Annotated in this window: 18 protein-coding genes; 6 read left to right on the top strand and 12 right to left on the bottom strand. The window is 66.4% G+C overall.

Features of this window, described 5'->3' with window-relative positions; genetic code table 11:
* Positions 1-145 precede the first annotated feature (145 nt).
* From PUN51_RS16500 to PUN51_RS16510, 3 genes are all read right to left on the bottom strand, one after another.
* Positions 146-1,858, bottom strand: coding sequence for a thiamine pyrophosphate-binding protein (locus PUN51_RS16500; RefSeq protein WP_275181826.1), 1,713 nt, complete (start codon positions 1,856-1,858; stop codon positions 146-148).
* A 4-nt stretch (positions 1,859-1,862) separates the two neighbouring features.
* On the bottom strand, positions 1,863-2,927 hold the full coding sequence (gene speB, locus PUN51_RS16505; protein WP_275181827.1) for an agmatinase: 1,065 nt from the start codon (positions 2,925-2,927) through the stop codon (positions 1,863-1,865).
* A 246-nt stretch (positions 2,928-3,173) separates the two neighbouring features.
* Positions 3,174-3,749, bottom strand: coding sequence for a helix-turn-helix domain-containing protein (locus PUN51_RS16510; RefSeq protein ID WP_275181828.1), 576 nt, complete (start codon positions 3,747-3,749; stop codon positions 3,174-3,176).
* Positions 3,750-4,009: 260 nt separating this feature from the next.
* Between PUN51_RS16510 and PUN51_RS16515 the strand changes: the two genes are divergently transcribed.
* Positions 4,010-5,530, top strand: a complete 1,521-nt coding sequence (locus PUN51_RS16515) for a sodium:solute symporter (RefSeq protein ID WP_275181829.1) — start codon at positions 4,010-4,012, stop codon at positions 5,528-5,530.
* A 74-nt stretch (positions 5,531-5,604) separates the two neighbouring features.
* Here the strand turns inward: PUN51_RS16515 and PUN51_RS16520 are convergent, their stop codons facing one another.
* Complete coding sequence (locus PUN51_RS16520; RefSeq protein ID WP_275181830.1) at positions 5,605-5,829, bottom strand: hypothetical protein; 225 nt, start codon at positions 5,827-5,829, stop codon at positions 5,605-5,607.
* 266 nt (positions 5,830-6,095) lie between these two features.
* On the opposite strand from PUN51_RS16520, the gene PUN51_RS16525 reads away from it, so the two are divergent.
* Positions 6,096-7,235, top strand: coding sequence for a VIT1/CCC1 transporter family protein (locus tag PUN51_RS16525; RefSeq protein WP_275181831.1), 1,140 nt, complete (start codon positions 6,096-6,098; stop codon positions 7,233-7,235).
* Between the two features lie 41 nt (positions 7,236-7,276).
* Here PUN51_RS16525 and PUN51_RS16530 read toward each other — a convergent pair whose 3' ends face one another.
* Positions 7,277-8,413, bottom strand: coding sequence for an LOG family protein (locus tag PUN51_RS16530; protein ID WP_275181832.1), 1,137 nt, complete (start codon positions 8,411-8,413; stop codon positions 7,277-7,279).
* 144 nt (positions 8,414-8,557) lie between these two features.
* Entirely contained in the window at positions 8,558-9,976 is a 1,419-nt protein-coding gene (locus tag PUN51_RS16535) for a sugar porter family MFS transporter (RefSeq protein ID WP_275181833.1), read from the bottom strand.
* A 295-nt stretch (positions 9,977-10,271) separates the two neighbouring features.
* Between PUN51_RS16535 and PUN51_RS16540 the strand changes: the two genes are divergently transcribed.
* The 3 genes from PUN51_RS16540 to PUN51_RS16550 are packed head-to-tail and all read left to right on the top strand — an operon-like array spanning position 10,272 to position 12,980.
* The gene (locus PUN51_RS16540) at positions 10,272-11,012 is read left to right on the top strand and encodes a GntR family transcriptional regulator (RefSeq protein ID WP_275181834.1); all 741 of its coding nucleotides are present in this window, start codon (positions 10,272-10,274) and stop codon (positions 11,010-11,012) included.
* Positions 11,013-11,028: 16 nt separating this feature from the next.
* Positions 11,029-11,922, top strand: a complete 894-nt coding sequence (gene iolB / locus PUN51_RS16545; RefSeq protein ID WP_275181835.1) for a 5-deoxy-glucuronate isomerase — start codon at positions 11,029-11,031, stop codon at positions 11,920-11,922.
* 41 nt (positions 11,923-11,963) lie between these two features.
* Positions 11,964-12,980 carry a LacI family DNA-binding transcriptional regulator gene (locus PUN51_RS16550; RefSeq protein ID WP_275181836.1) on the top strand — a complete coding sequence of 339 codons (1,017 nt, stop codon included), beginning with the start codon at positions 11,964-11,966 and terminating at the stop codon, positions 12,978-12,980.
* On the opposite strand, the gene PUN51_RS16555 is transcribed toward PUN51_RS16550, so the two are convergent.
* Complete coding sequence (locus PUN51_RS16555; protein ID WP_275181837.1) at positions 12,977-14,185, bottom strand: MFS transporter; 1,209 nt, start codon at positions 14,183-14,185, stop codon at positions 12,977-12,979. The genes PUN51_RS16550 and PUN51_RS16555 overlap by 4 nt on opposite strands.
* Positions 14,186-14,349: 164 nt before the next feature.
* Here PUN51_RS16555 and PUN51_RS16560 point away from each other — a divergent pair, with 164 nt between their 5' ends.
* On the top strand, positions 14,350-14,799 hold the full coding sequence (locus tag PUN51_RS16560; RefSeq protein ID WP_275181895.1) for a MarR family winged helix-turn-helix transcriptional regulator: 450 nt from the start codon (positions 14,350-14,352) through the stop codon (positions 14,797-14,799).
* Between the two features lie 70 nt (positions 14,800-14,869).
* Here the strand turns inward: PUN51_RS16560 and PUN51_RS16565 are convergent, their stop codons facing one another.
* The 5 genes from PUN51_RS16565 to PUN51_RS16585 form a co-directional block, all read right to left on the bottom strand.
* Complete coding sequence (locus PUN51_RS16565) at positions 14,870-16,309, bottom strand: sugar porter family MFS transporter (protein WP_275181838.1); 1,440 nt, start codon at positions 16,307-16,309, stop codon at positions 14,870-14,872.
* On the bottom strand, positions 16,306-17,181 hold the full coding sequence (locus tag PUN51_RS16570; protein ID WP_275181839.1) for a sugar phosphate isomerase/epimerase family protein: 876 nt from the start codon (positions 17,179-17,181) through the stop codon (positions 16,306-16,308). Before PUN51_RS16570 ends, PUN51_RS16565 begins: the two co-directional genes overlap by 4 nt.
* Before the next feature lie 77 nt (positions 17,182-17,258).
* Positions 17,259-18,272 carry a Gfo/Idh/MocA family protein gene (locus PUN51_RS16575; RefSeq protein ID WP_159632818.1) on the bottom strand — a complete coding sequence of 338 codons (1,014 nt, stop codon included), beginning with the start codon at positions 18,270-18,272 and terminating at the stop codon, positions 17,259-17,261.
* 32 nt (positions 18,273-18,304) lie between these two features.
* A complete protein-coding gene (locus PUN51_RS16580) occupies positions 18,305-19,216 on the bottom strand; it encodes a sugar phosphate isomerase/epimerase family protein (protein ID WP_159632819.1) in 912 nt (303 codons plus the stop codon).
* Between the two features lie 138 nt (positions 19,217-19,354).
* On the bottom strand, positions 19,355-20,869 hold the full coding sequence (locus tag PUN51_RS16585) for a CoA-acylating methylmalonate-semialdehyde dehydrogenase (protein WP_275181840.1): 1,515 nt from the start codon (positions 20,867-20,869) through the stop codon (positions 19,355-19,357).
* Positions 20,870-20,897 lie beyond the last annotated feature (28 nt).

The raw sequence follows: 20,897 nt of genomic DNA on the forward strand, positions 1-20,897 counted from the left end.
AAGAATTAGTTGCTGCAAGCAACTGTATCAGGAAAAGGTTGCTTAGGGAAACGAAGTTAGTGGCGTTGCCGGCTTAAACGCCAAGCTCCCCCACTTCAGCCGGAGGTGATCCGGTAAGCGGGGGAGCTTGCAGGCGGCGTTGGAGTCAGGGCGCCAGATGGGTGGGGCCGAACATCTTCAGGAGGGTTTCGACCACGACGACGTTGGGGCCGTCCGCAGCGAATCCGGCCCTGAGCGCGTCCCCCACATCTTCCGGGGCAACCCGCGTTGCAGGCACACCAAAGGATTCGGCGAGCTTCACGAAGTCGGGCCGGGCCAGTTCGGTGGCGGTGGCCTTGCCGAACGCACCCACCATGTATTCGCGCAGGATGCCGTAGCCGCCGTCGTCCACAATCAGCCAGGTGACCGGCACGTTGTGCTGCTTCGCGGTGGCCAGTTCGGCAATGGAGTACATGGACGAGCCATCGCCGGAGACAGCGAGGACGCGGGCAGAACCAGCCGGCTTGCCCAGCGTCTCCAGCCCCACGGCAGCACCGATGGCCCCGGGAAACGCGTAGCCCAGGCCGCCGGCGCCCTGGGCGGAGTGGAACTGGCCTTCACGGGCGTCCCAGCAGGACCAGCCCCAGTACGCGGCGATGGTCATATCCCAAAAGGTCTGCATGTCCGCCGGCACGGCCTCGCGGATATCCGCCATGAACTTCAGCTCCTTGGCCAGGTCCTGCGATTCCAGCCGGGCGCGGACCTTGGCAAGTGACTCTTTGACCAGCTCTTCCGGGGTGCTGCCGTGCCAGTCCGGCGTGGTTGTCCTGCCCGGCTCGAGGGCCGCGTCAAGAGCCTCGTCCAGCGCCGCGAGCGCCTGGCCGGCGTCGGCGCGGATGCCCAAGCCTGGCCGGTTGGACTCCAGGACGCGGGGTTCGGCGTCGATCTGGATGATCCTGCCGCGCGGCTCAAAGGTGAAGTAGTTGGAGGTGACCTCGCCCAGGGATGACCCGATGACCACCAGGACGTCGGCGTCCTCGAGGAGGTCGGTCATGTACCGGTCCTCGATCCAGGACTGCAGGGACAGCTCGTGGTTCCAGGGGAATGCGCCGTTGCCGCCCGGGGTGCAGATGACTGGAGCCCGCAGCTTCTCCGCAATGGAGAGCAGCGACTTCTCGGCCCGGCCGCGGCGCGTGCCGCCGCCGGCGATGATGGCCGGGCGCTGTGCTGATTCCAGCCACTTCACGGCCTCGCGGACCAGCTCGATGCGCGGCGGGTTGTCAGCCGCCTCTGCCAGGGCATCCTCCACCGGCGGGACCATAATGGGGTCCAGCAGCACGTTCTGCGGGATCTCCAGCCATACCGGGCCCTGCGGGGAGGAGATGGCCTCGGTCCAGGCGTCCTGAATGGCCGAGGGGATGCCTGAGGCGTGCTGGATCAGCCGCTGGCTTTTGGTGACGTTGGCCGCGGAGGCCTTCTGGTCATCGAGCTGGTGCAGCATCCCTTTGCGGCGTGCACCCAGCCCCTCCAACGGGATCTGGCTGGCCACCACCACCATCGGAACGCCGGTGGCGTAGGCTTCCTGGAGTCCGGCCAGCGAGGTCAGCGCGCCGGGGCCGGTGGACAGGAACAGCACGCCCACCTCGCCTGTGGCGCGGGAGTACCCGTCCGCGGCGAAGGCGCTGTTGTTCTCCACCCGGGAGGAGACAAAGCGAAGGTTCCCGCGGCCCATGGCGTCGAAGAGTCCCAAGGCGTGCTGGCCCGGAATGCCGAACACAGTCTTGGCTCCCAGCGCTTCCAGGGTTTCGACGACGAGGTCCCCGCCGTTGCGGGCACCGCTCCCCTGCGCCGGGACAGGGGCAGCGCCGGATTCCGTCATGGCCCTACTCCTTGCCGGCGGCCGCGAAACCGGCGGGGCGCCGGGCCTCCTGGCCGAGCGCCTGGGCCTGGTACCCGGTCTCTGCCCCGAACCGGCTGCCGGGGACTGCGTTGTCCGCCATGAGGGTCACCAGTTCGTACGCGACGTGGCTCGCCGCCACACCCGTGATCTCGGCGTGGTCATAGGCGGGCGCGACTTCGACGACGTCGGCGCCCACCAGGTTCATTCCACGGAAGCCCCGGATAATTTCCAGGAGTTCACGGCTGGTAATGCCACCCGCTTCGGGGGTGCCGGTACCGGGCGCGTGGGCCGGATCCAGGACGTCGATGTCCACCGAGATGTAGAGCGGGCGGCTGCCGATGCGGTCCCGGACCTTGGCCACGGTCTCCAGGACACCCTGGTAGTAGACGTCCGCGGAGGTGACAATGCCGAAGCCGAAGCGGTGGTCGTCGTCGAGGTCCTTCTTCCCGTACAGGGGGCCGCGGGTGCCGATGTGGCTGATGGCTTCGGTGTCCAGGATGCCCTCTTCCACTGCGCGGCGGAAGGGCGTGCCGTGGGTATATTCGGCGCCAAAGTAGGTGTCCCAGGTATCCAGGTGGGCGTCGAAGTGGAGCATGGCGATGGGTCCGCCGGCACGCTCGGCGGCGGCACGCAGCAGCGGCAGGGCGATGGTGTGGTCGCCACCCAGGGTCAGCAGCTTGCTCCCGGCCGCCGTGAGGTCCAGTGCGTTCTGCTGGATGGTCTCAATGGCTTCGTTGATATTGAACGGGTTCACCGCCATGTCCCCCGCGTCAGCCACCTGGATGTTCTCGAACGGGCTGACGTCCCAGGCGGGGTTGTAGGGGCGCAGCAGGCGGCTGGCCTCGCGGACGTGGTTTGCGCCGAAGCGGGCGCCCGGACGGTAGGAAACGCCCGAGTCGAAAGGCACGCCCACCACCGTCACATCAGCCTTGGCCACCTGGTCCAGCCGCGGAAGGCGGGCATACGTGGCAGCTCCGGCATAGCGGGGGATCCGGGATGAATCGATGGGGCCAAGGTTGCCGTTGGCTTCAATGCGCAGCTCTTCCAATGGAGGCCTCTCCTTCGAGGAGTTGAGGGGACTGTGTGACTGCCATCATACACCGCGGTTTTCTAATGAGCATCAGGTGTTTACTAAGCCATCCCCGCCCTGGGATGCCCCGTCACGCAGAGCACGTTTTGGGCAGCCGAAAGCTGCGGGAAACCCGGATTCTAAAGGAAAGCCAGGCAGGCAACGGCTTAAAGAGTGTTCCACGTGACGCCGGACCAAAGCCGGCAGGAGCGTGCAATCAGCGGGTCAGCGGCTCGCGGCGGGCACCAGGACCCAGAGCACCTCGACCGGCTTGTCGCTGGGGTTGACCCAGGTGTGTGGTTCCCGTCCCGGGAAGGTCACGGTGTCGCCCGTCTCGAGGTCGTATTCCTCGTTGGTGAGGATGAGCTTGATGGAACCCTTGATGACGTGCAGGACATCCACGTCGCAGTCCACGGCGTAAAGCTCGGACTCACCGCGGCCGTGCGGCTCGATCACCGCTTGGATGATTTGGACCCGCCGCTCCGAGCGGGCCGTCAGGAGCCGCTCCACGATGCCCTGGCCGCCAAGCGAGATCCGGGGACCGTCGTTGCGTTTGGTCAGGTGGGTTTCGGGTGCCACGAAAAGGTCGCCGATGGAGATGGAGAGCACCTGGCACAGCGTCACCAGGGAGGCAACGGACGGTGATGTCAGGTCCCGCTCCACCCGACTGAGGAAGCCTTTGGTCAGGCCGGTGGCATCCGCTACCTGCTCGATGGTGAGCCGCTGGGACTGCCTGGCGGCCCGGATCCTGGAGCCGATGGCAACGGGGACATTGCTCGGCTCAACTGGCAGTGCCTTCATCTACGAACCTTTCACGGCCGGCAGTCCGGCTCCACTCTCGAGCCATACTAATCGGCACCGCTTTTGTGACGCGCGCATGCCACACCCGCGCGGCTGCAGGCGCGGCCTCCTTGACTGTCACGCACGTCACACCCTAGTCTTTGGAAACTCCTGTTGCCTATAAGGCAATTGCAGGACCCTCTCCGTATTCGTCCGCGGCGGTTCCGGGCGTTCCTGCCCAAGGTCCCACACCCGGCCCCAACAGCTCCAAGGAGCCATTTATGGATGCAAGTGCCATCAACATCGCCATTGTGGTGGTGTATCTTCTCGCGATGCTGGCCTTCGGCTGGTGGGGCAAGTCCCGCACCAGGAACAACAGCGACTTCCTGGTGGCCGGACGCCGCCTGGGCCCGTTCCTGTACACGGGAACCATGGCCGCCGTCGTCCTGGGCGGAGCGTCCACCGTGGGCGGCGTGGGGCTTGGCTACAAGTTCGGCATCTCCGGGATGTGGCTGGTGGTGGCCATCGGTGCGGGCGTCCTGCTCCTGAGCCTGCTCTTTGCCGGAACCATCCAGAAGCTGAAGATCTACACGGTGTCCCAGATGCTCACGCTCCGCTACGGAAGCAGGGCCACCGAGGCGTCCGGCATCGTCATGCTCGCCTACACGCTGATGCTCTGCGCCACCTCCACGGGCGCCTACGCCACCATCTTCGTCGTTCTTTTCGGCCTTGACCGGGCACTGGCCATCGGCATCGGCGGCGCCATCGTGCTGGTGTACTCCACCATCGGCGGCATGTGGTCCATCACGCTGGCGGACCAGGTCCAGTTCGTCATCAAGACCGTGGGCATCTTCTTCCTGATGCTGCCCTTCACGCTGAACGCCGCCGGCGGCCTGGACGGGATCCGCAGCCGGGTGGACGCCAGCTTCTTCCAGATCGACGGCATCGGCATCCAGACGATCATCACCTACTTCGTGGTCTACACCCTGGGCCTGCTGATCGGGCAGGACATCTGGCAGCGCGTGTTCACCGCCAAGACCCCCAAGGTGGCCCGCTGGGGCGGCGCCACTGCAGGCATCTACTGCATCCTCTACGGTGTTGCCGGCTCCCTGATCGGCATGGCCGCCAACGTTGCACTATCCAACGTCAAGATCGCCGCGAAGGACGACGTCTACGCCGAGGTTGCCCAGAACATCCTGCCCATCGGCATCGGCGGCCTGGTCCTGGCGGCTGCCGTGGCGGCCATGATGTCCACCGCCTCCGGCGCCCTGATCGCCGCCGCCACCGTTGCCCGCGCCGACGTCCTGCCGTTCGTGGCCGGCTGGTTCGGCAAGACGGTCAACACCGGAGACACCGAAAACCCAGAACACGACGTCAAGGCCAACCGGATCTGGGTCCTGGCGCTGGGCATCGTGGCCATTGTCATCGCCATCGTCACCAAGGACGTTGTCGCGGCCCTGACCATTGCGTACGACATCCTGGTGGGCGGCCTCCTCGTGGCCATCCTCGGCGGGCTGGTGTGGAAGCGCGGCACCGGCCCGGCGGCCGCGGCATCCATGGCGGTCGGCTCCGTGGTGACCCTGGGGACCATGATCATCCTTGAGATCAATGCCGAGGTTCCGCTGGACGGCATCTACGCCAACGAACCCATCTACTACGGCCTGCTCAGCTCAGCCGTTGTGTACGTTGCCGCCTCGCTGCTCACGCGCCCCACCGATCCCGCGGTCATGCGCGCGTGGCAGCGCCGCGTTTCCGGGCAGGAACAGGAAGGCACTCCGGAGGAAGTCCTCGCCGGCCGCTGACCTGCAGGGATTGAAGCACGACGACGGCACCTCCTTTCGCCCTGCAGCGAAAGGAGGTGCCGTCGTCGTAAGTCCTACTCCCCCGTGTCGCGCTCGTAGTCATCCAGCGGGACCTCACGGTCCTCGGCGTCGATGACTACCGGGGCCGGCTGGACCACCGGCTCTTCCTCGTCGATGAACTCGTCCTCCGCGTCCCAGTCCGCGTCGTCTACCGGTGCATCCTCGGCGTAGTCGTAGGCGGGGTCCGCTTCGACGGCGTCCAGGTGCGGCATGTCCGGGTGCTGTCCGGTGGTGCTCATGATTCAACCTCCGTATATTCGCCTGACGTGCTCTTTCAGGTAGGGCGCAGCCTGCGCCACACCTTCATCAGAGCACCGGCCGGGCGGACGGGTCAATAGCCGCAGCGGACCCGGAGAAGAGCCTGCAACCCGGGCGCGGGCACCGCCGGTTTTAAGGTAAACCGAAACTTCCCAGCGAGGTTTGCCAGCCAAAAAACCGCGGAAATCCGCAGTAGGCTGGCAGGGCAAAGGCGCGAGTTCATGCCCTTTCCAGCCCAGGAGTTACAGTGTCGCAGCACGCCCAGCCCGAATCCCATGCCACGCCCCCGGAGGCCGCCAACCCAACCCAGCCCTCGCCGTCGAACATCAAGCGGTGGCGCCAGTACCTGGCCGATGAGCGCGCCGAAGCCGCCGTCTACCGGGACCTGGCCCAGAACCGCGAGGGCGAGGAACGGTCCATCCTCCTGGCCCTGGCCGAGGCCGAAGGCCGGCACGAGGCCCACTGGCTCGCACTGCTGGGCGAGCACGCCGGCAAGCCGAAGAGTGCCTCCGCCCGCAGCCGGTTCCTCGGCTTCCTGGCCCGCCACTTCGGCTCCGTGTTTGTCCTGGCCCTGGCCCAGCGCGCCGAGGGCCGCTCCCCCTACGCCAAAGACCCCAACGCCACCGCTGCGATGGCCGCCGATGAACAGATCCATGAGGAAGTAGTGCGGGGCCTGGCCACCCGTGGCCGCAACCGCCTGGCCGGCACCTTCCGCGCCGCGGTCTTTGGCGCGAACGATGGCCTGGTCAGCAACCTCTCCCTGGTGATGGGCATGGCCGCGTCCGGCGTGGCCAGCAGCGTGGTGCTGCTCAGCGGCATCGCCGGGCTCCTGGCCGGCGCCATGTCCATGGGCGCGGGCGAATTCATTTCCGTCCGCTCCCAGCGGGAACTGCTGGCGGCCACCCGGCCCACGCAGGTGACGCTGGCGGCCGCGCCGCAGCTTGACCTCGAGCACAACGAGCTGCTCCTGGTGTACCTGGCCCGCGGCATGTCCCGGGAAGCGGCCGAACACCGGGTGGCCGAGCGCATGGGCCTGCTGCCCTGCGACTGCGATCCCAGCCTTTCCCTGCAGCCGGACCTGCCGGAGGAAGAGGACCAGCATGAAGCAGTGGGCACGGCCTGGGGTGCGGCGCTGTCCAGCTTCTGCTTCTTCGCCTCCGGCGCCATCGTTCCCATCCTGCCGTTCCTGTTCGGCCTCACCGGTGTCGCTGCCCTCGTAGTGGCGGGCGCCCTGGTGGGAATCGCGCTCCTGGCGACCGGTGCCGCCGTCGGCCTGCTGTCCGGCACGTCCCCGCTCACCCGCGGCCTGCGGCAGCTTGCCATCGGCCTGGGCGCGGCAGCCATCACGTACCTGCTGGGCCTGCTCTTCGGCACGGCCGTCGGCTAGCACCAGGCAAAGGACCCTTCGTGGAGGTCCTCCGGCAGCGTTCAGCGCTGCCGGAGGACCTCCACTGCTTCATCCACCGTGTCCACCAGGTGGATGTAGTCCGCCATGGCCCTGCCTGCAGCCAGGCTCCTGAGCATGGGCCAGGCCGGGTACTCCTGCTCCCAGTGCCGGCGGCCCACCAGCACCATGGGTGCGACCTTTTCGCGGGCACCGTAATAGTTCTCGCAGGCGTCCTGGAAGATCTCCTGGACGGTGCCGGCCGCTCCCGGCAGGAAGACGATTCCGCCATGGCACAGCTCCAGCAGGATGGCCTCGCGGATGGCATTGGCGAAGTACTTGGCGATGTGCGTGGCGAAGTAGTTGGGCGGTTCGTGTCCATAGAACCAGGTGGGGATCCCGAGGGACGGCGTCCCGTCCGGATGGCGTTCGACGACGGCTGCCGCCGCACGCGCCCACGCCGACACCGAGGGACGGAAGCCGGGAACAGCGGCGAGCGCGGCAAGTGCTGCCTGCACCTCGTCGTCCGAGGCCCGGCTGAGGTACGCCCCGAGGTTCGCCGCCTCCATGGCCCCGGGGCCGCCGCCCGTTGCCACCGAGTGGCCGTCGAGGGCAAGGAGCCTGCCCAGCCGGGCAGCGTCCGCAAATTCCCGGCTGCCGCGGGGCGCTGCGTGGCCGCCCATCACGCCGACGATTGAGCGGCGGGGCCACGCTGCAGACCGGGTCAGCTCATCCAGCGCATCACCGATGGCGTGGTCATGCAGGGCCGAGGCCAGCGTTGAGTCCACACGGTGGCGCTGGCCAGGCTGGATGCTCCAGTGATAGATGCGCGCATCCGGCAGCTCCTCATACGGCGCGGTTGCCAGTCCCGCGTACAGCTCGGCCGGCGAGTACAGGACGGCCCGGTACGGGTCGAAGGGGACGCCCTCCAGGCGCGGGAAGATCAGGGCGCCGCGGCTGCGGAGGTTGGCTTCCATGCCGTCGTCGAAGAGGCAGCCCAGGAACATCGCGCCCTCGACGCTGACGTTTTTGAGTGCCGCCGACCGGCCCCGCAGGTCCAGCGACTGCGCGTGCCAGCCGTGCAGGTTGACCGCACCGCCGGCCACCAGGCTGTCGAAGCTGGCAAGGTCCTGGACTTCGAGGTTGCGGGGGCGGGGACCAAGGCTTCCGGCGAAATTCATGGTTGCTGCCCCGCGCTCCACATCATGGAGCCAGCCTAGGCCACCCCACGCAAAAAGCGGGGCCGGACCGTGCCCGTCCGGTTGATACCGGACGGGCACGGTCCAACCCCGCCGTGAGCCGCGCGATGCCGCGGTAAGGCGTCGCTAAGCGGAGACCTTTGCCGGAACCTCACCATCGCGGAAGTGCGCTTCGAGGTCCTCAAGGGAGTGGCCCTTGGTTTCCGGCACGAACTTGATGACGAACGCGAGGGAGGCCAGGTTGACCAGGACGAAGAGTCCGAACGTACCGGTGGATCCCAGGGCATTGACCACGATCGGGAACAGGAAGGAGATGGCCGCGTTCACGGTCCACAGCGCGAAGACCGCAATGCCCATGGCGAAGCCGCGGATGGCCAGCGGGAACATTTCGGAGAGCAGGAGCCAGACGCAGGTGCCGATGAAGCACTGGACGAAGGCAACGAACAGCATCATCGCGGCCAGGATGGTGTAGCTGGCAAGGTCGGACTGCGGGAGGAGGAAGACGATGGCCAGCAGGGCCTGGGAGCCGACCACACCGGAGAATCCGATGACCAGCATCCGGCGGCGCCCGACAAAGCCGAGCAGCCAGATGCCCAGGATGGTCATGAGGACTGAGGTGACGCCGACGCCGATGGTGGCCACAAGCGAGGCACTGACGCCAAGCCCGCTCTTTTCCAGGATGGTGGGGGCGTAGTAGTTCACGGTGTTGATGCCTGTTGCCTGCTGGACGGTGGCCAGGCCAATGCCGATCCAGAGCAGCCGGCGCATCCAGGGGTTGTTGCGGAGGTCGCGGAGGGCGTGGCCGCGTTCTTCCTTGGCGGTGCGTGCTGCGAGGGCAATTTCCTCGAATTCGGCCGCTGCCTCTTCCGGGCTGCGGCTCAGGTTCAGGACGCGGCGGCTGTCTTCCAGGCGGCCGCGGATGGCGTACCAGCGCGGGGATTCTGGAAGCAACAGCATGCCGGCGAGCAGTGCGAGTGCAGGGATGGACGCGATGCCCAGCATGCTGCGCCAGACCTCATTGTCGTGGATCAGGGCGTCGAGAAGGGCGTTGATGGCAAAGGCGAGCATCTGGCCGGTGACGATCATGAGTTCGTTGATGGTGACCATCCGGCCGCGAAGATGGGCGGGAGCCATCTCGGCCAGGTACAGCGGGCATGTCACGGCGGCGGCACCAACCCCGAGGCCCAGCACGATGCGGGCGGCAATCATGAAGGTCACGGTGGGCGCAAGGGCGCAGCCCATGGCACCGAGCAGGAAGAGCAGTGCGCAGACCAGCAGCGAGCCGCGGCGGCCCAGCTTGTCGGCCATGCGGCCGCCGGTGAGGGCGCCGACGGCGGCACCCGGGAACAGCAGCGCGCTCACCACGGTTGCTTCCTCGACGGCGCTCATGTTGAGGGAGTCGTTCATGTACAGCAGGGCGCCGGAGATCACGCCGGTGTCGTACCCAAAGAGCAGGCCGCCCAGGGTGGAGATGACAGTGAGCCGGGCGAGGTACCCGCGGCGCTTGCTGCCGGTGGCGCCCATGGTGTGTTTCTGCAACAGCATTGTTGCCTCTCAAATTCTCTCGGGGACCGGAAGACCCGGTCAGGAATGTGATGCGTGCCACTAACGTTAGAGCGCTCTAATTGTTCCCGTCAAGAGAAAGTCTTAATGTCAGCACAATTTAATTTCGCCCCTCCTTCGCCCCTCCTTACTGACACCCCTCTTGACCCCCCTGACCTGCCTGCTACGATCGAGAAGGAAAGTATGTCCTATCAAGCGAACATATAGCGGCAAAGTGTCCGCTGGCGCAGCCTCCCACGAGGGGAATGCGCAGACACCGAAGACAAGGGAACGCACCGTGGCGAACAACCTGGGACTCAACATCGACCGCTCCTCCCCCGTGCCCCTGTACCACCAGGTGGTCCAGGGCATTGAGGCGGCGATTTACAGCGGGGTGCTGGAGCCAGGCAGCAGGCTGGACAACGAGATCGACCTTGCCGCCCAGCTCAACCTGTCCCGGCCCACCATGCGCAAGGCCATGGATGAACTGGTCCGGTCCGGCCTGCTGGTCCGCAAGCGGGGCGTAGGAACCCAGGTGGTGTCCAGCCAGGTCCGCCGGCCGTTGGAGCTGTCCAGCCTCTACGACGACCTGACCAACAACGGCAAGAAGCCCACCACCGAGGTGCTGAGCTTCTCGCATCTGGAGGCGGACGACGCCACGATCACCACGCTGCAGCTTCCCGCGGGCTCGAAGGTGTACCACTTCACCCGGCTGCGGAGGGTGGGCGGCAAACCCCTGGCCCTCATGGAGAACTGGGTGCGTGATGACATCGCGGAGATGGATGAGGCCATGCTCAAGGCTGAAGGCCTCTATTCGATCCTTCGCCGCGGCGGCGTGAACTTCCGGCTTGCCACCCAGCGCATCGGTGCCATGACCGCCAATGACTACCAGGCATCCATGCTGGACACCCCGGAGGGCTCGGCGCTGGTCACCATGGAACGCACCGCCGTGGACGATACCGGCCGCCGGGTTGAAACCGGCCACCACGTGTACCGCGCCGATTCCTACAGCTTTGAAATGACACTCGTACAGCGCTAACCAAGGAGCCAACTCCATGACCAATTGGGTCTATCCCCTGGGCACCGCCGCCGACGGCGCCTGGGACGTGTCCATCGGAACCTCCGATTCCTCCCTTGCCGTGGACGGCTGGGCGCACACCGGACTGAAGGTGGCCACCCTGTCGGCGGGCGCCGCCGTCGAACTTCCCGCCGCGGATGAGGAGCGGATCGTGGTGCCCCTCAACGGGTCCTTCACGGTGACCGTGGACGGCACGGACTACCCGTTGGCGGGGCGCCGCTCGGTGTTCGCCGGCCCGACGGATGTGCTGTACTGCGGCACCGGCCGCGCCGTCAGCATCAGCTCGGCCGACGGCGGCAGGGTGGCGGTTGCCACCGCGCCGGCCCAGGCGTCCCACCCCACCCGCCTGGTGTCCGCGGCGGAAACGCCGGTGGAGCTGCGCGGGGCGGGCAACTGCTCGCGCCAGGTCCACAACTTCGGCACCCCCGCCGCACTGGAAGCCGACCGTTTCATCGTGTGCGAGGTCCTCACCCCGGCCGGCAACTGGTCCTCCTACCCTCCGCACAAGCATGACGAGGAGAAGGACGGCGAGACCTCCCTTGAGGAGATCTACTATTTCGAAACCCAGGTGGGAGCTGGATCCGGCGCACCTGCCGACGCCGATGCCATCGGCTACCAGCGCGTCTACGCCTCCGATGAGCGCCCCATCGACGTTTCCGCAGAAGTACGGACCGGGGATGTTGTCCTGGTCCCCTACGGCTGGCACGGCCCGGCCATGGCCGCACCCGGCTACGACCTCTATTACCTCAACGTCATGGCCGGCCCTGGGCCGGTACGGGAGTGGCTGATTAGCGACGACCCACACCACGGCTGGGTCCGGCAGACGTGGGAGAGCCAGAACATCGACCCCCGGTTGCCGTTCGGGGCGTAGGCAGCCCGGCAGGCTGCCAGCGACTGGCATAGTGGAGTTCTGTGAAACAGATTTCCCCTTCGCCGCGGTCGGTGACCATGGAGGACGTGGCACGCGACGCCGGGGTGAGCCGCGCCTTGGTGTCCCTGGTGATGCGCGATTCCCCCAAGGTTTCGCCCGCAAAGCGGACGGCGGTGCTGGAAAGCGCCGCCGCCCTGGGCTACTCCCCCAACAGGCTGGCCAGCCGCCTGGCGAGCCACCGCACCAACACGCTGGGCGTCCTGTTCCTGGACCTGCACAACTCCGTCTTCGCCGATATTTATGACGGCATCACCGACGGGCTGGCGGGCAGCGGCAACCAGGTGATGGTCGCCGTCGGCTCCGCTGATCCCGGAACGGAACTGGAGGCCGTCCGTTCCTTCGTGGACCTTCGCGTGGACGGCGTGCTGCTGGCCGGTTACACCGGCAGCTCGGAGGAGCTGGCCGGGGCCCTGCGCGGGACGCCCGCCGTCGTCATCACCCGGGAGCTGGAGGCCGACGGCGTGGATTCCGTCCTGACCGACGACTTCCGTTCCGGGTCGCTCGCCGTGGAGCACCTGTACCACCTGGGGCACCGGCGGATTGCCCACGTGGACATCTCTGACTGGCTCCCCTACACGGCCCGGCGGGAGGGCTACCTGCACGCCATGAAGCAATTCGGACTGGAGCCGCAACTGGTCCACAGCGACATGACCGAACGCGGCGGCCGGGCCGTGATGGAGCAGTTCCTCGATTCGGGTGCCACGCCTCCCACGGCAGTCTTTGCACACAATGACCTCACCGCCATTGGCATCATGGAGGCCCTGGCGTCCCGGGGACTGTCCGTCCCGGGCGACATGGCGATCGTTGGCTGCGACAACATCGAAGTGGGCGCCTCACCGCTGATTGGCCTGACGTCCATCGACCAGCATGCCGGACAGTTGGGCCGGCTGGCGGCGCAAACCATGCTGGAGCGGATTGCCGGGACGGCCGGACCAGCCGTGACCCGGAAGCTTGAACCCGCCCTGATGGTGCGCCGCTCGTCCGACCCCTCCGCCTAGCGGCTGACCAGCTCCTCCGCGGCCTGGACCGTGCCGCGGCCACCGCGGCGCTGTTCGCTCCGCCTGGCGCCTGCCGCGGCGAACGCCATGACGGCAACGCCCGCAAGGGTGATGAGGGCGCCGGCCCAGATGGGCGACGTGTAGCCGAACCCGGCGGTGATGGTGACGCCGCCCAGCCAGGCGCCCAGGGCGTTGCCCACATTGAAGGCACCGATATTGGCGCCGGAGGCGAGTGTGGGAGCACCGGAGGCGTACTTCATGACCCGCATCTGCAGGCCCGGTACGGTGGCAAACCCGAAGCCGCCCATCAGGACCAGCGAGATGACCGTCAGGACGGGATTGGCCGCCGTCAGGGCAAAGGCCACCATGACCACGGTCAGCGCGGCGAGCACCACGAGCAGCGTCCGGTCCACGTTGCGGTCGGCGGCCTTACCGCCCAGGGTGTTGCCCGCGAAGAGGCCCACGCCGAAGACGATCAGCAGCCACGGCACCGTGGAGGCAGCGAATCCTGATACCTCCGTGAGGGTGTAGGCGATGTAGGTGAACGCTCCAAACATGCCGCCGAAGCCCAGGACGGTGACCACGATGGACAGCCATACCTGCCCGGAGCGGAAGGCGCGAAGTTCGGAGCGGAGGCTGCCTGCCTCGTCGGATGCACCAGCCGACGCGGGGACGAGTGCAAGAATGCCGGCGAGCGCGGCTACGCCAATGACGGTGATGGCCCAGAAAGTGGCACGCCACCCGGCGGCCTGGCCCAGCAGGGTTCCGAACGGTACTCCCAGGACATTGGCCGCCGTCAGCCCGGTGAACATCAGCGCTATGGCACCCGCCTTCTTGCTGGGCGGAACCATACCGGCCGCCACCACGGCCCCAATTCCAAAGAAGGCGCCATGCGAAAGGGCTGCGATGATGCGCCCCAGCATCATGGCCCAATAACCGTCCGCGGTGGCGGAGAGCAGGTTTCCGGCAATGAACAGGACCAGCAATGCAGCCAGCACGGGTTTGCGCGGGAAGCGGGTCACCGCGGCGGTTAGGCCCAGCGCTCCCACCACCACGGAGAGTGCGTAGCCGGAGATGAACCAGCCTGCGGACGCTTCACCGACTGCAAAGTCCGCGGCAACCTGCGGAAGGAGGCCGGCGATCACGAATTCCGTGAGTCCAATGCCAAACCCGCCCAGGGCGAGTGCTATCAGGCCAACAGGCATGAGAATGCTCCTTTGAGCTGTTCGTGGTTGTTCCCGAGGCGGGAAGGCGCCTAAGATAGTTGCAGACGCGGTATTTATTGTTGCACATGCAAATATGCCGCGCAAGCAACTATCTATGACCGGAGCAATGGATGGCGTCCTACGCCATCTTCGAAGGAGCAACCATGGGCATCAAGGACGACGCCGTTGAGGTCCGTGCCCAGGGCTGGCGCACCCTCGCAGCCCTGCACGGGCTGATCGAAAACGAACTGGAACGCAGCCTGCAGGCGGAGTCGAAGCTCTCCGTGGTGGAGTACACGGTGCTGGATGCCCTCAGCCGGCAGGACGGGTGGCACATGCGGATGCAGCAGCTGGCGCGCGCCACGGCGCTGAGCCCCAGCGCCACCACCCGGCTGGTCAACCGCCTGGAGGACCGTGGCCTGCTGACCAGGATTCTGTGCGACGACGACCGCCGCGGCATCTACACCGAGCTCACCGCCAGTGGAAGCAGCCTGCTCGCGGAAGCGCGGCCGGTCCACGACGCCACGCTGGAGCGTGCCCTGGACGCGGCCCTGGCCATTCCGGAACTGGCACCGCTGGTGGATGCGCTGCCGCGGCTGCACGCACGCGCCTAGGACAACAACAACGCCCCCGCGAGGATCCTCATGGGGGCGTTGCTGTGGGGAACCGGGCGTGCTGGTCCGGTCAGGAAACCTGTGCGGCGGACACCTCAGCTTTGCCGCCGGCTACGTTCTTGAAGTAGTGCTCCAGGTCCTCCAGGCTCTTGTCCTTGGTCTCGGGAACGTATTTCGCGGCGAAGGCAATGGCCCCCACGCCCAGGACTGCGAAGACGAAGAACGTGTTGGAGATGCCGATGGCGGCCAGCAGCTGCGGGAACCCGAACCCGATCAGGAAGTTCACGATCCACAGCAGGAAGGCCGAGGCTCCCATGCCCAGGCCGCGGATCTTCAGCGGGAAGATTTCCGAGAGCATCAGCCACGTCACCGGGGAAATGGCACCCTGCTGGAACGCCAGGAACGTTACGGTCAGGGCCAGGATAACGAAGCCCCGGGCGGAGCCTTCGGGCAGGATCAGCGAGAAGAAGCCGATGAGCAGCAGTGCCGTGGTGGTTCCCACCTGCCCGGTGATCAGCATCCTGCGCCGCCCCACCTTGCCCAGCAGCCAGATCCCCACGAACGTGGCCAGTACCGAGATGACCCCGTTGGCGATGTTGGCCGTCAAGGCAGCTTCCCGGCCGAAACCGGACTGCGAGAGGATCTGGGTGCCGTAGTACATGATCGAGTTCACGCCCGTGATTTGCTGGATCACCGCGAGGCCCAGGCCCACCACGAAGATCCGGCGGAGCCACGGGATGCCCAGGTCCTTCCATGAACCCATTTTGGACTTGTAGTCCTCCACGGCCATGGCTTTGACTTCCTCGAACTCCTTACGGGCCTCCTCCTGCGACCGGATCCGCTGCAGCACGCTGAGCGTCTCGCCGAAGCTGCCGATGGAAGCCAGCCAGCGGGGACTCTCGGGCATGAAGTTCATCCCGATCCACAGCGCGATGGCCGGCAGGGTGGCAATGACCAGCATCCAGCGCCAAATGCCGTGCGATTCACCGAACGAGTTGCCCAGGTAGGCGTTGAAGATGAACGCGAGCAGCTGTCCGGTGACGATCATGAGTTCGTTTTGGGTGACGATCCGGCCGCGCCGGTTGCTCGGCGATACCTCCGCCAGGTACACGGGCACGGTCACCGATGCCCCGCCCACGGCGAGTCCCAGGATGAAGCGGGCGGCGATCATTACCTCGGTATTGGGCGAGAACGTGCAGCCGATGGTGCCCGCGAGGAAGATGACCGCCAGCACCATGATCATTTTGCGCCGGCCGTTGCGGTCTGCCAGGCGTCCGCCGAACAGGGCGCCGAAGGCGGCGCCGAACAGCAGGGATGAGGTGACCAGGCCTTCGGTCAGCGGAGTGAGGCCCAGGTCCTCCTGCATGTACGGCAGGGCGCCGTTGATCACCCCGGTGTCGTAGCCGAACAGCAGGCCGCCGAAGGTGGAGATGATGGTGACGGTCCGCAGGGCCCGCTGATGGTTGCCTGGCTGCTTGACAGCTGCCTTCCCGGAAACAGGCGAACTCATAGGCTTACCTTTTGGACGTACTGCTTCATGGTCTCCAGCTGGTAGCGGGACACTTCTTCGGCGTTCTCGTCCTCAGCGAAGACGCTGGACACCATCACCGTGTCCTCCCGGTCGAGGAAGCCGATTTCCTTCAGGCCGCCGAAGAATTCGTCCCAATTGACGTCGCCGTCGCCGATCTTCAGGTGCTGGTGGACGCGGACCGGGTTGCCCGGCGGGTTGGTGATGTACCGCAGTCCGTGCGAGGCGTGGTGGTCCATGGTGTCGGACACGTGGACCAGGCGCAGCTTGTCCCCCGCGGCCCGCATGATGTCCAGCGGAGAGTTCTTCATGTGGAAGCTGTGCGAGGCCACGTAGACCATGCCCACGTTCTTCGAGTTCACGCCCCGGATCACGCGGATGGCGGCCAGGCCTTCCTCCACGAAGTCGTCCGGGTGCGGGTCAATGAGCAGGTCGATGCCTTCACGCTCGATGATCGGCAGCAGTTCCTCCATGGACCGGTAGAACGCCCGCTCGGACTCCTCCGCCTTCTCGGGCCGGCCGCTGAACTCGGTGTTCATGGTGCTGACCCCCAGGTCCACGGCGATCTGGATGGCGCGCTTCCAGTAGCGGACGGCGGCTTCGCGGGCGTCCTCGTCGGGCCCGGACCAGCGGAGCACGGGGAGGATGGAGGCGATTTCAATCCCGGCGTCCTTGCAGGCCTTGCCCAGCTGGCCCACCAGTTCGTCGTCCGCTTTGGGATGGTTGTAGAACGGGATGAAGTCCGCGTGCGGGGTCATCTGCATGTACTTGTAGCCGAGGTCGGCCACCACCTTGGGGAACTCCAGCAGGCTGTGCGAGTGATGGAACGGGGTGGGGTCAAGTGCGATTTTCACGTAAACACTCCATTGTGGATCAGGAAGGGTGGAGACACGAAAGGGGACGGATGGCTCCGCCCCCTTTCCGGTCCTGGTTACTTGTAGAGGTCGGGTTTCGGAGCCAGCTTCACGGCGACCTTTTCGCCGTTCTTCTGCGCTTCGACGCCTGCCTCGCAGCAGGCGGCGGTGGCGTACCCGTCCCAGGCGGAGGGGCCGCCGATTCCGCCCTTAAGTGCCGCGTCCACCCAGGACTGGATTTCGACGTCGTACGCCGCTCCGAAGCGCTCCTCGAAGCCGGGGGTGACGTTGCCGCCCCAGCGGCCGGAGCTGCGGGTGTAGGGGCCCTTGTCGCCGCCGATGCTGACGATGCCGTCTTCGAAGGAGGCCTGGGTAGCCACCTCATAGCCAAACTTGGCGTTGACGTAGATTTCGACGTCGGCCAGGACGCCTGATTCGGTCTCCAGCAAGACGTGCTGGGGGTCGTGCTGGCCGGACGGCGCGTTCTTGGTGGCCTTGCCCAGGCGGACCTGGACGCTGGTGATTTCCTCGCCGGTGAAGAAGCGGATGGCGTCGAACTCGTGGACCACGGAGTCGTTGATGAGCATCTCGTTGGTGAAGCCCTCAGGGGTGCTCGGGTTGCGGTGCTGGTGGTGCAGCATCAGCAGCTCGCCGAGTTCGTGGTTGCGGATGATCGAACCCAGCGTGGCGTATTCGGCGTCGAAGCGGCGCATGAAGCCCACCTGGATCCGCTGGCGGCCCAGCGCCACCTCGGCTTCGACGATCTTCCAGGACGATGCGGCGTCGGGCGTGAGCGGCTTTTCGCAGAGGATCGGGATGTCCCTGGCGAGGGCCTTGAGCAGGATGTCCTCGTGCAGGAATCCGGGGGTGGCGATCAGGACGGCGTTGACGTCGCCGTTGTTCAGGGCCTCGTCAGCGTCCGCCAGGGCCACGGCGCCCGGGATGCCTTCAATAGCGGCCTGGGCGCGGGCAAGGTCCACGTCCACGACGGCGGCAACTTCGGCTCCGTGGATGCGCTTGCTGATGCGCTGGATGTGGTCGGCGCCCATGCGGCCTGCGCCGATGACGGCAACGCGGAGGGTTTCAGTCATTGTTCTGTCCTTTGTGGTGTCTGTGGGGCGGGTTAGCTGACGGCAGTGCGGGAACCGCAGGACAGCAGGTAGTTGCGGGTGCGCTTGGCGATGGGCATCGGTACATCGAAGGCCACGGGGTACATGTCCTGTTCCACGATGCCGAAGATGGGCCGGTTGAGCGCTTCCACGGCTTCGATGACCGCGCGCAGGTCAGGGAGTCCGTTGGGCGGTTCGGTCATGACGCCGGCCAGGTTGGCAGCTGCCCAGGTCATGTTCTCCTCGTTGACCTTCCTGAGGATGTCCGGGTTGATCTGCTTCAGGTGCAGGTAGCCGATCCGGTCCGGGTAGTTCTTGATCAGTTCCAGGCTGGAGGCGCCGCAGTACTCGGCGTGGCCGGTGTCCAGGCAGAGGTTCAGGTACTGGGGATCGGTGGCGGCCAGCAGCGTTTCGATGTCCGTCTGCGCGCCAACGTGGGAGTCGGCGTGGGAGTGGAACTGCTGCTTCAGGCCGAAGTCTTCCAGCAGGGTCTTGCCCAGGCGGTTGTGGCCGGCGAACAGGTCGTCCCAGGCCTTTTCACTCAGCGTGCCGCTCTCCACGGCTTCGCCGGTGACGTCGTCCCGCCACATGGCCGGGATGACCACGATGTGGCCGCCGCCCATGGCCGCGGTGAGCTCGGCAACCTTGCGGGCCGGTTCCCAGGCGGTTTCCCACTGGTCCAGGCCGCGGTGGAAGGCGGTGAAGACGGTGCCGGCGGAGATCTGCAGGTCGCGCTGCTTCAGTTCTTCCGCCAGGCGGGTGGGGTCGGTGGGCAGGTAGCCGTACGGGCCCAGTTCGATCCACTTGTAGCCGGACTCGGCCACCTCGTCGAGGAAGCGTTCCCACGGGGTCTGCTTGGGGTCGTCCGCGAACCAGACGCCCCAGGAGTCCGGCGCCGTGCCGATGATCAGCTTGTTCTCAGTCATTGTCTTTTCCTTTGCATCGGCTGCTCCGTAATTGTCGTTTTGGACGCTCAAAACGACAATTACGGAGCAATCGACGGGTAGGGCCCACGCCGCCAGGGTTCCCTGGCCGAGCTTGCGAGGCGAGGGCGGCGGTGGGGACTAGTTGGAGGGGAAGTTGTAGGAGGCGCCGGAGGCGTGGTGGGTTTCGGGCCAGCGGGAAGTGACTACCTTGCCGCGGGTGTAGAAGCTGACGCCTTCGGGTCCGTAGATGTGCTTATCGCCAAAGAGGGAGGCTTTCCAGCCGCCGAAGGAGTGGTAGGCCACCGGCACCGGGAGGGGGACGTTGATGCCGATCATGCCCACCGTCACGGAGCGCTGGAACTTGCGGGCGGCCGCGCCGGAGGAGGTGAAGATGGCGGTGCCGTTGCCGTAGGGGTTGGCGTTGATCAGCGTGATGCCGTCCTCAAGGGTGTCGACGCGGACCACCACCAGGACGGGTCCGAAGATTTCCTCCCGGTAGGCGCTCATTTCGGTTTTGACGTGGTCCAGGACGGTGGGGCCAACCCAGAAGCCGTTTTCGTGGCCGGGGACCACCAGGTCGCGGCCGTCCACCACCATGGCGGCGCCCGCGGTTTCAGCTTCGGTGACGATCTTGACGATGCGTTCCTTGGAGGCGGGGGTGATGACCGGGCCCATTTCGGCGCCGGGTTCGGTGCCGTTGTTGACCTTGACGGCTTCGGCGCGTTCCTGGACCTTGGCGACCAGGGCATCGGCGGCGTCTCCGACGGCGACCGCGACGGAGATGGCCATGCAGCGTTCCCCGGCGGAGCCGAACGCGGCGGCCGCGAGGTGGTCGGCGGCGTTGTCCAGGTCGGCGTCGGGCAGGATGATCGCGTGGTTCTTCGCACCGCCCAGGGCCTGGACGCGCTTGCCGTGCTTGGTGGCGGTTTCGTGAACGTACTGCGCGATCGGGGTGGACCCAACAAAACTAATGCCGTCCACGTCCGGGTGGGTCAGCAGCCCGTCAACGGTTTCCTTGTCGCCGTGCAGGACCTGGAACACACCGTCCGGCAGCCCGGCTTCCTTCCACAGCTTGGCCAGCAGCAGCGAGGCGGAGGGGTCGCGTTCGGAGGGCTTGAGGATGAAGGCGTTGCCAGTGGCGATGGCCATCGGGGCCATCCACAGCGGCACCATCACGGGGAAGTTGAACGGCGTGATGCCGGCGACCACGCCGAGGGGTTCGCGGAAGGAGAAGACGTCGATGCCGGTGGAAACCTGGTCGGAGTAGTCGCCCTTGAGCAGGGTGGGGATCCCGCAGGCGTACTCGACCACTTCCAGGCCGCGGCCGATCTCGCCCTTGGCGTCGGAGAGGACCTTGCCGTGCTCGGCGGTGACCAGCTGGGCGAGTTCGTCCACGTGGGCGGCGACGAGTTCGCGGAACTTGAACAGCACCGCGGTGCGCTTGGCCAGGGAAATGTCACCCCAGGTGTCGGCGGCCTTGCGGGCGGCGGCGACGGCGGTGTCCAGGTCAGCGCGGTTGGCCAGGCGCAGTTCGCCGGTCACGGCGCCGGTGGCCGGGTTGTACACGTTCGTGGTGCGGTCGCCTTCGCCGGCGGTCTCGGTGCCGTTGATGAAGTGGTTGATGACCGTTGTTTCGGTGGTGGTGGCAGTCATGGGACTCTTCCTTGAGTAGTGAAAAAGC

This window comes from Arthrobacter sp. NQ4, from assembly GCF_029077345.1.
Taxonomy (GTDB): domain Bacteria; phylum Actinomycetota; class Actinomycetes; order Actinomycetales; family Micrococcaceae; genus Arthrobacter.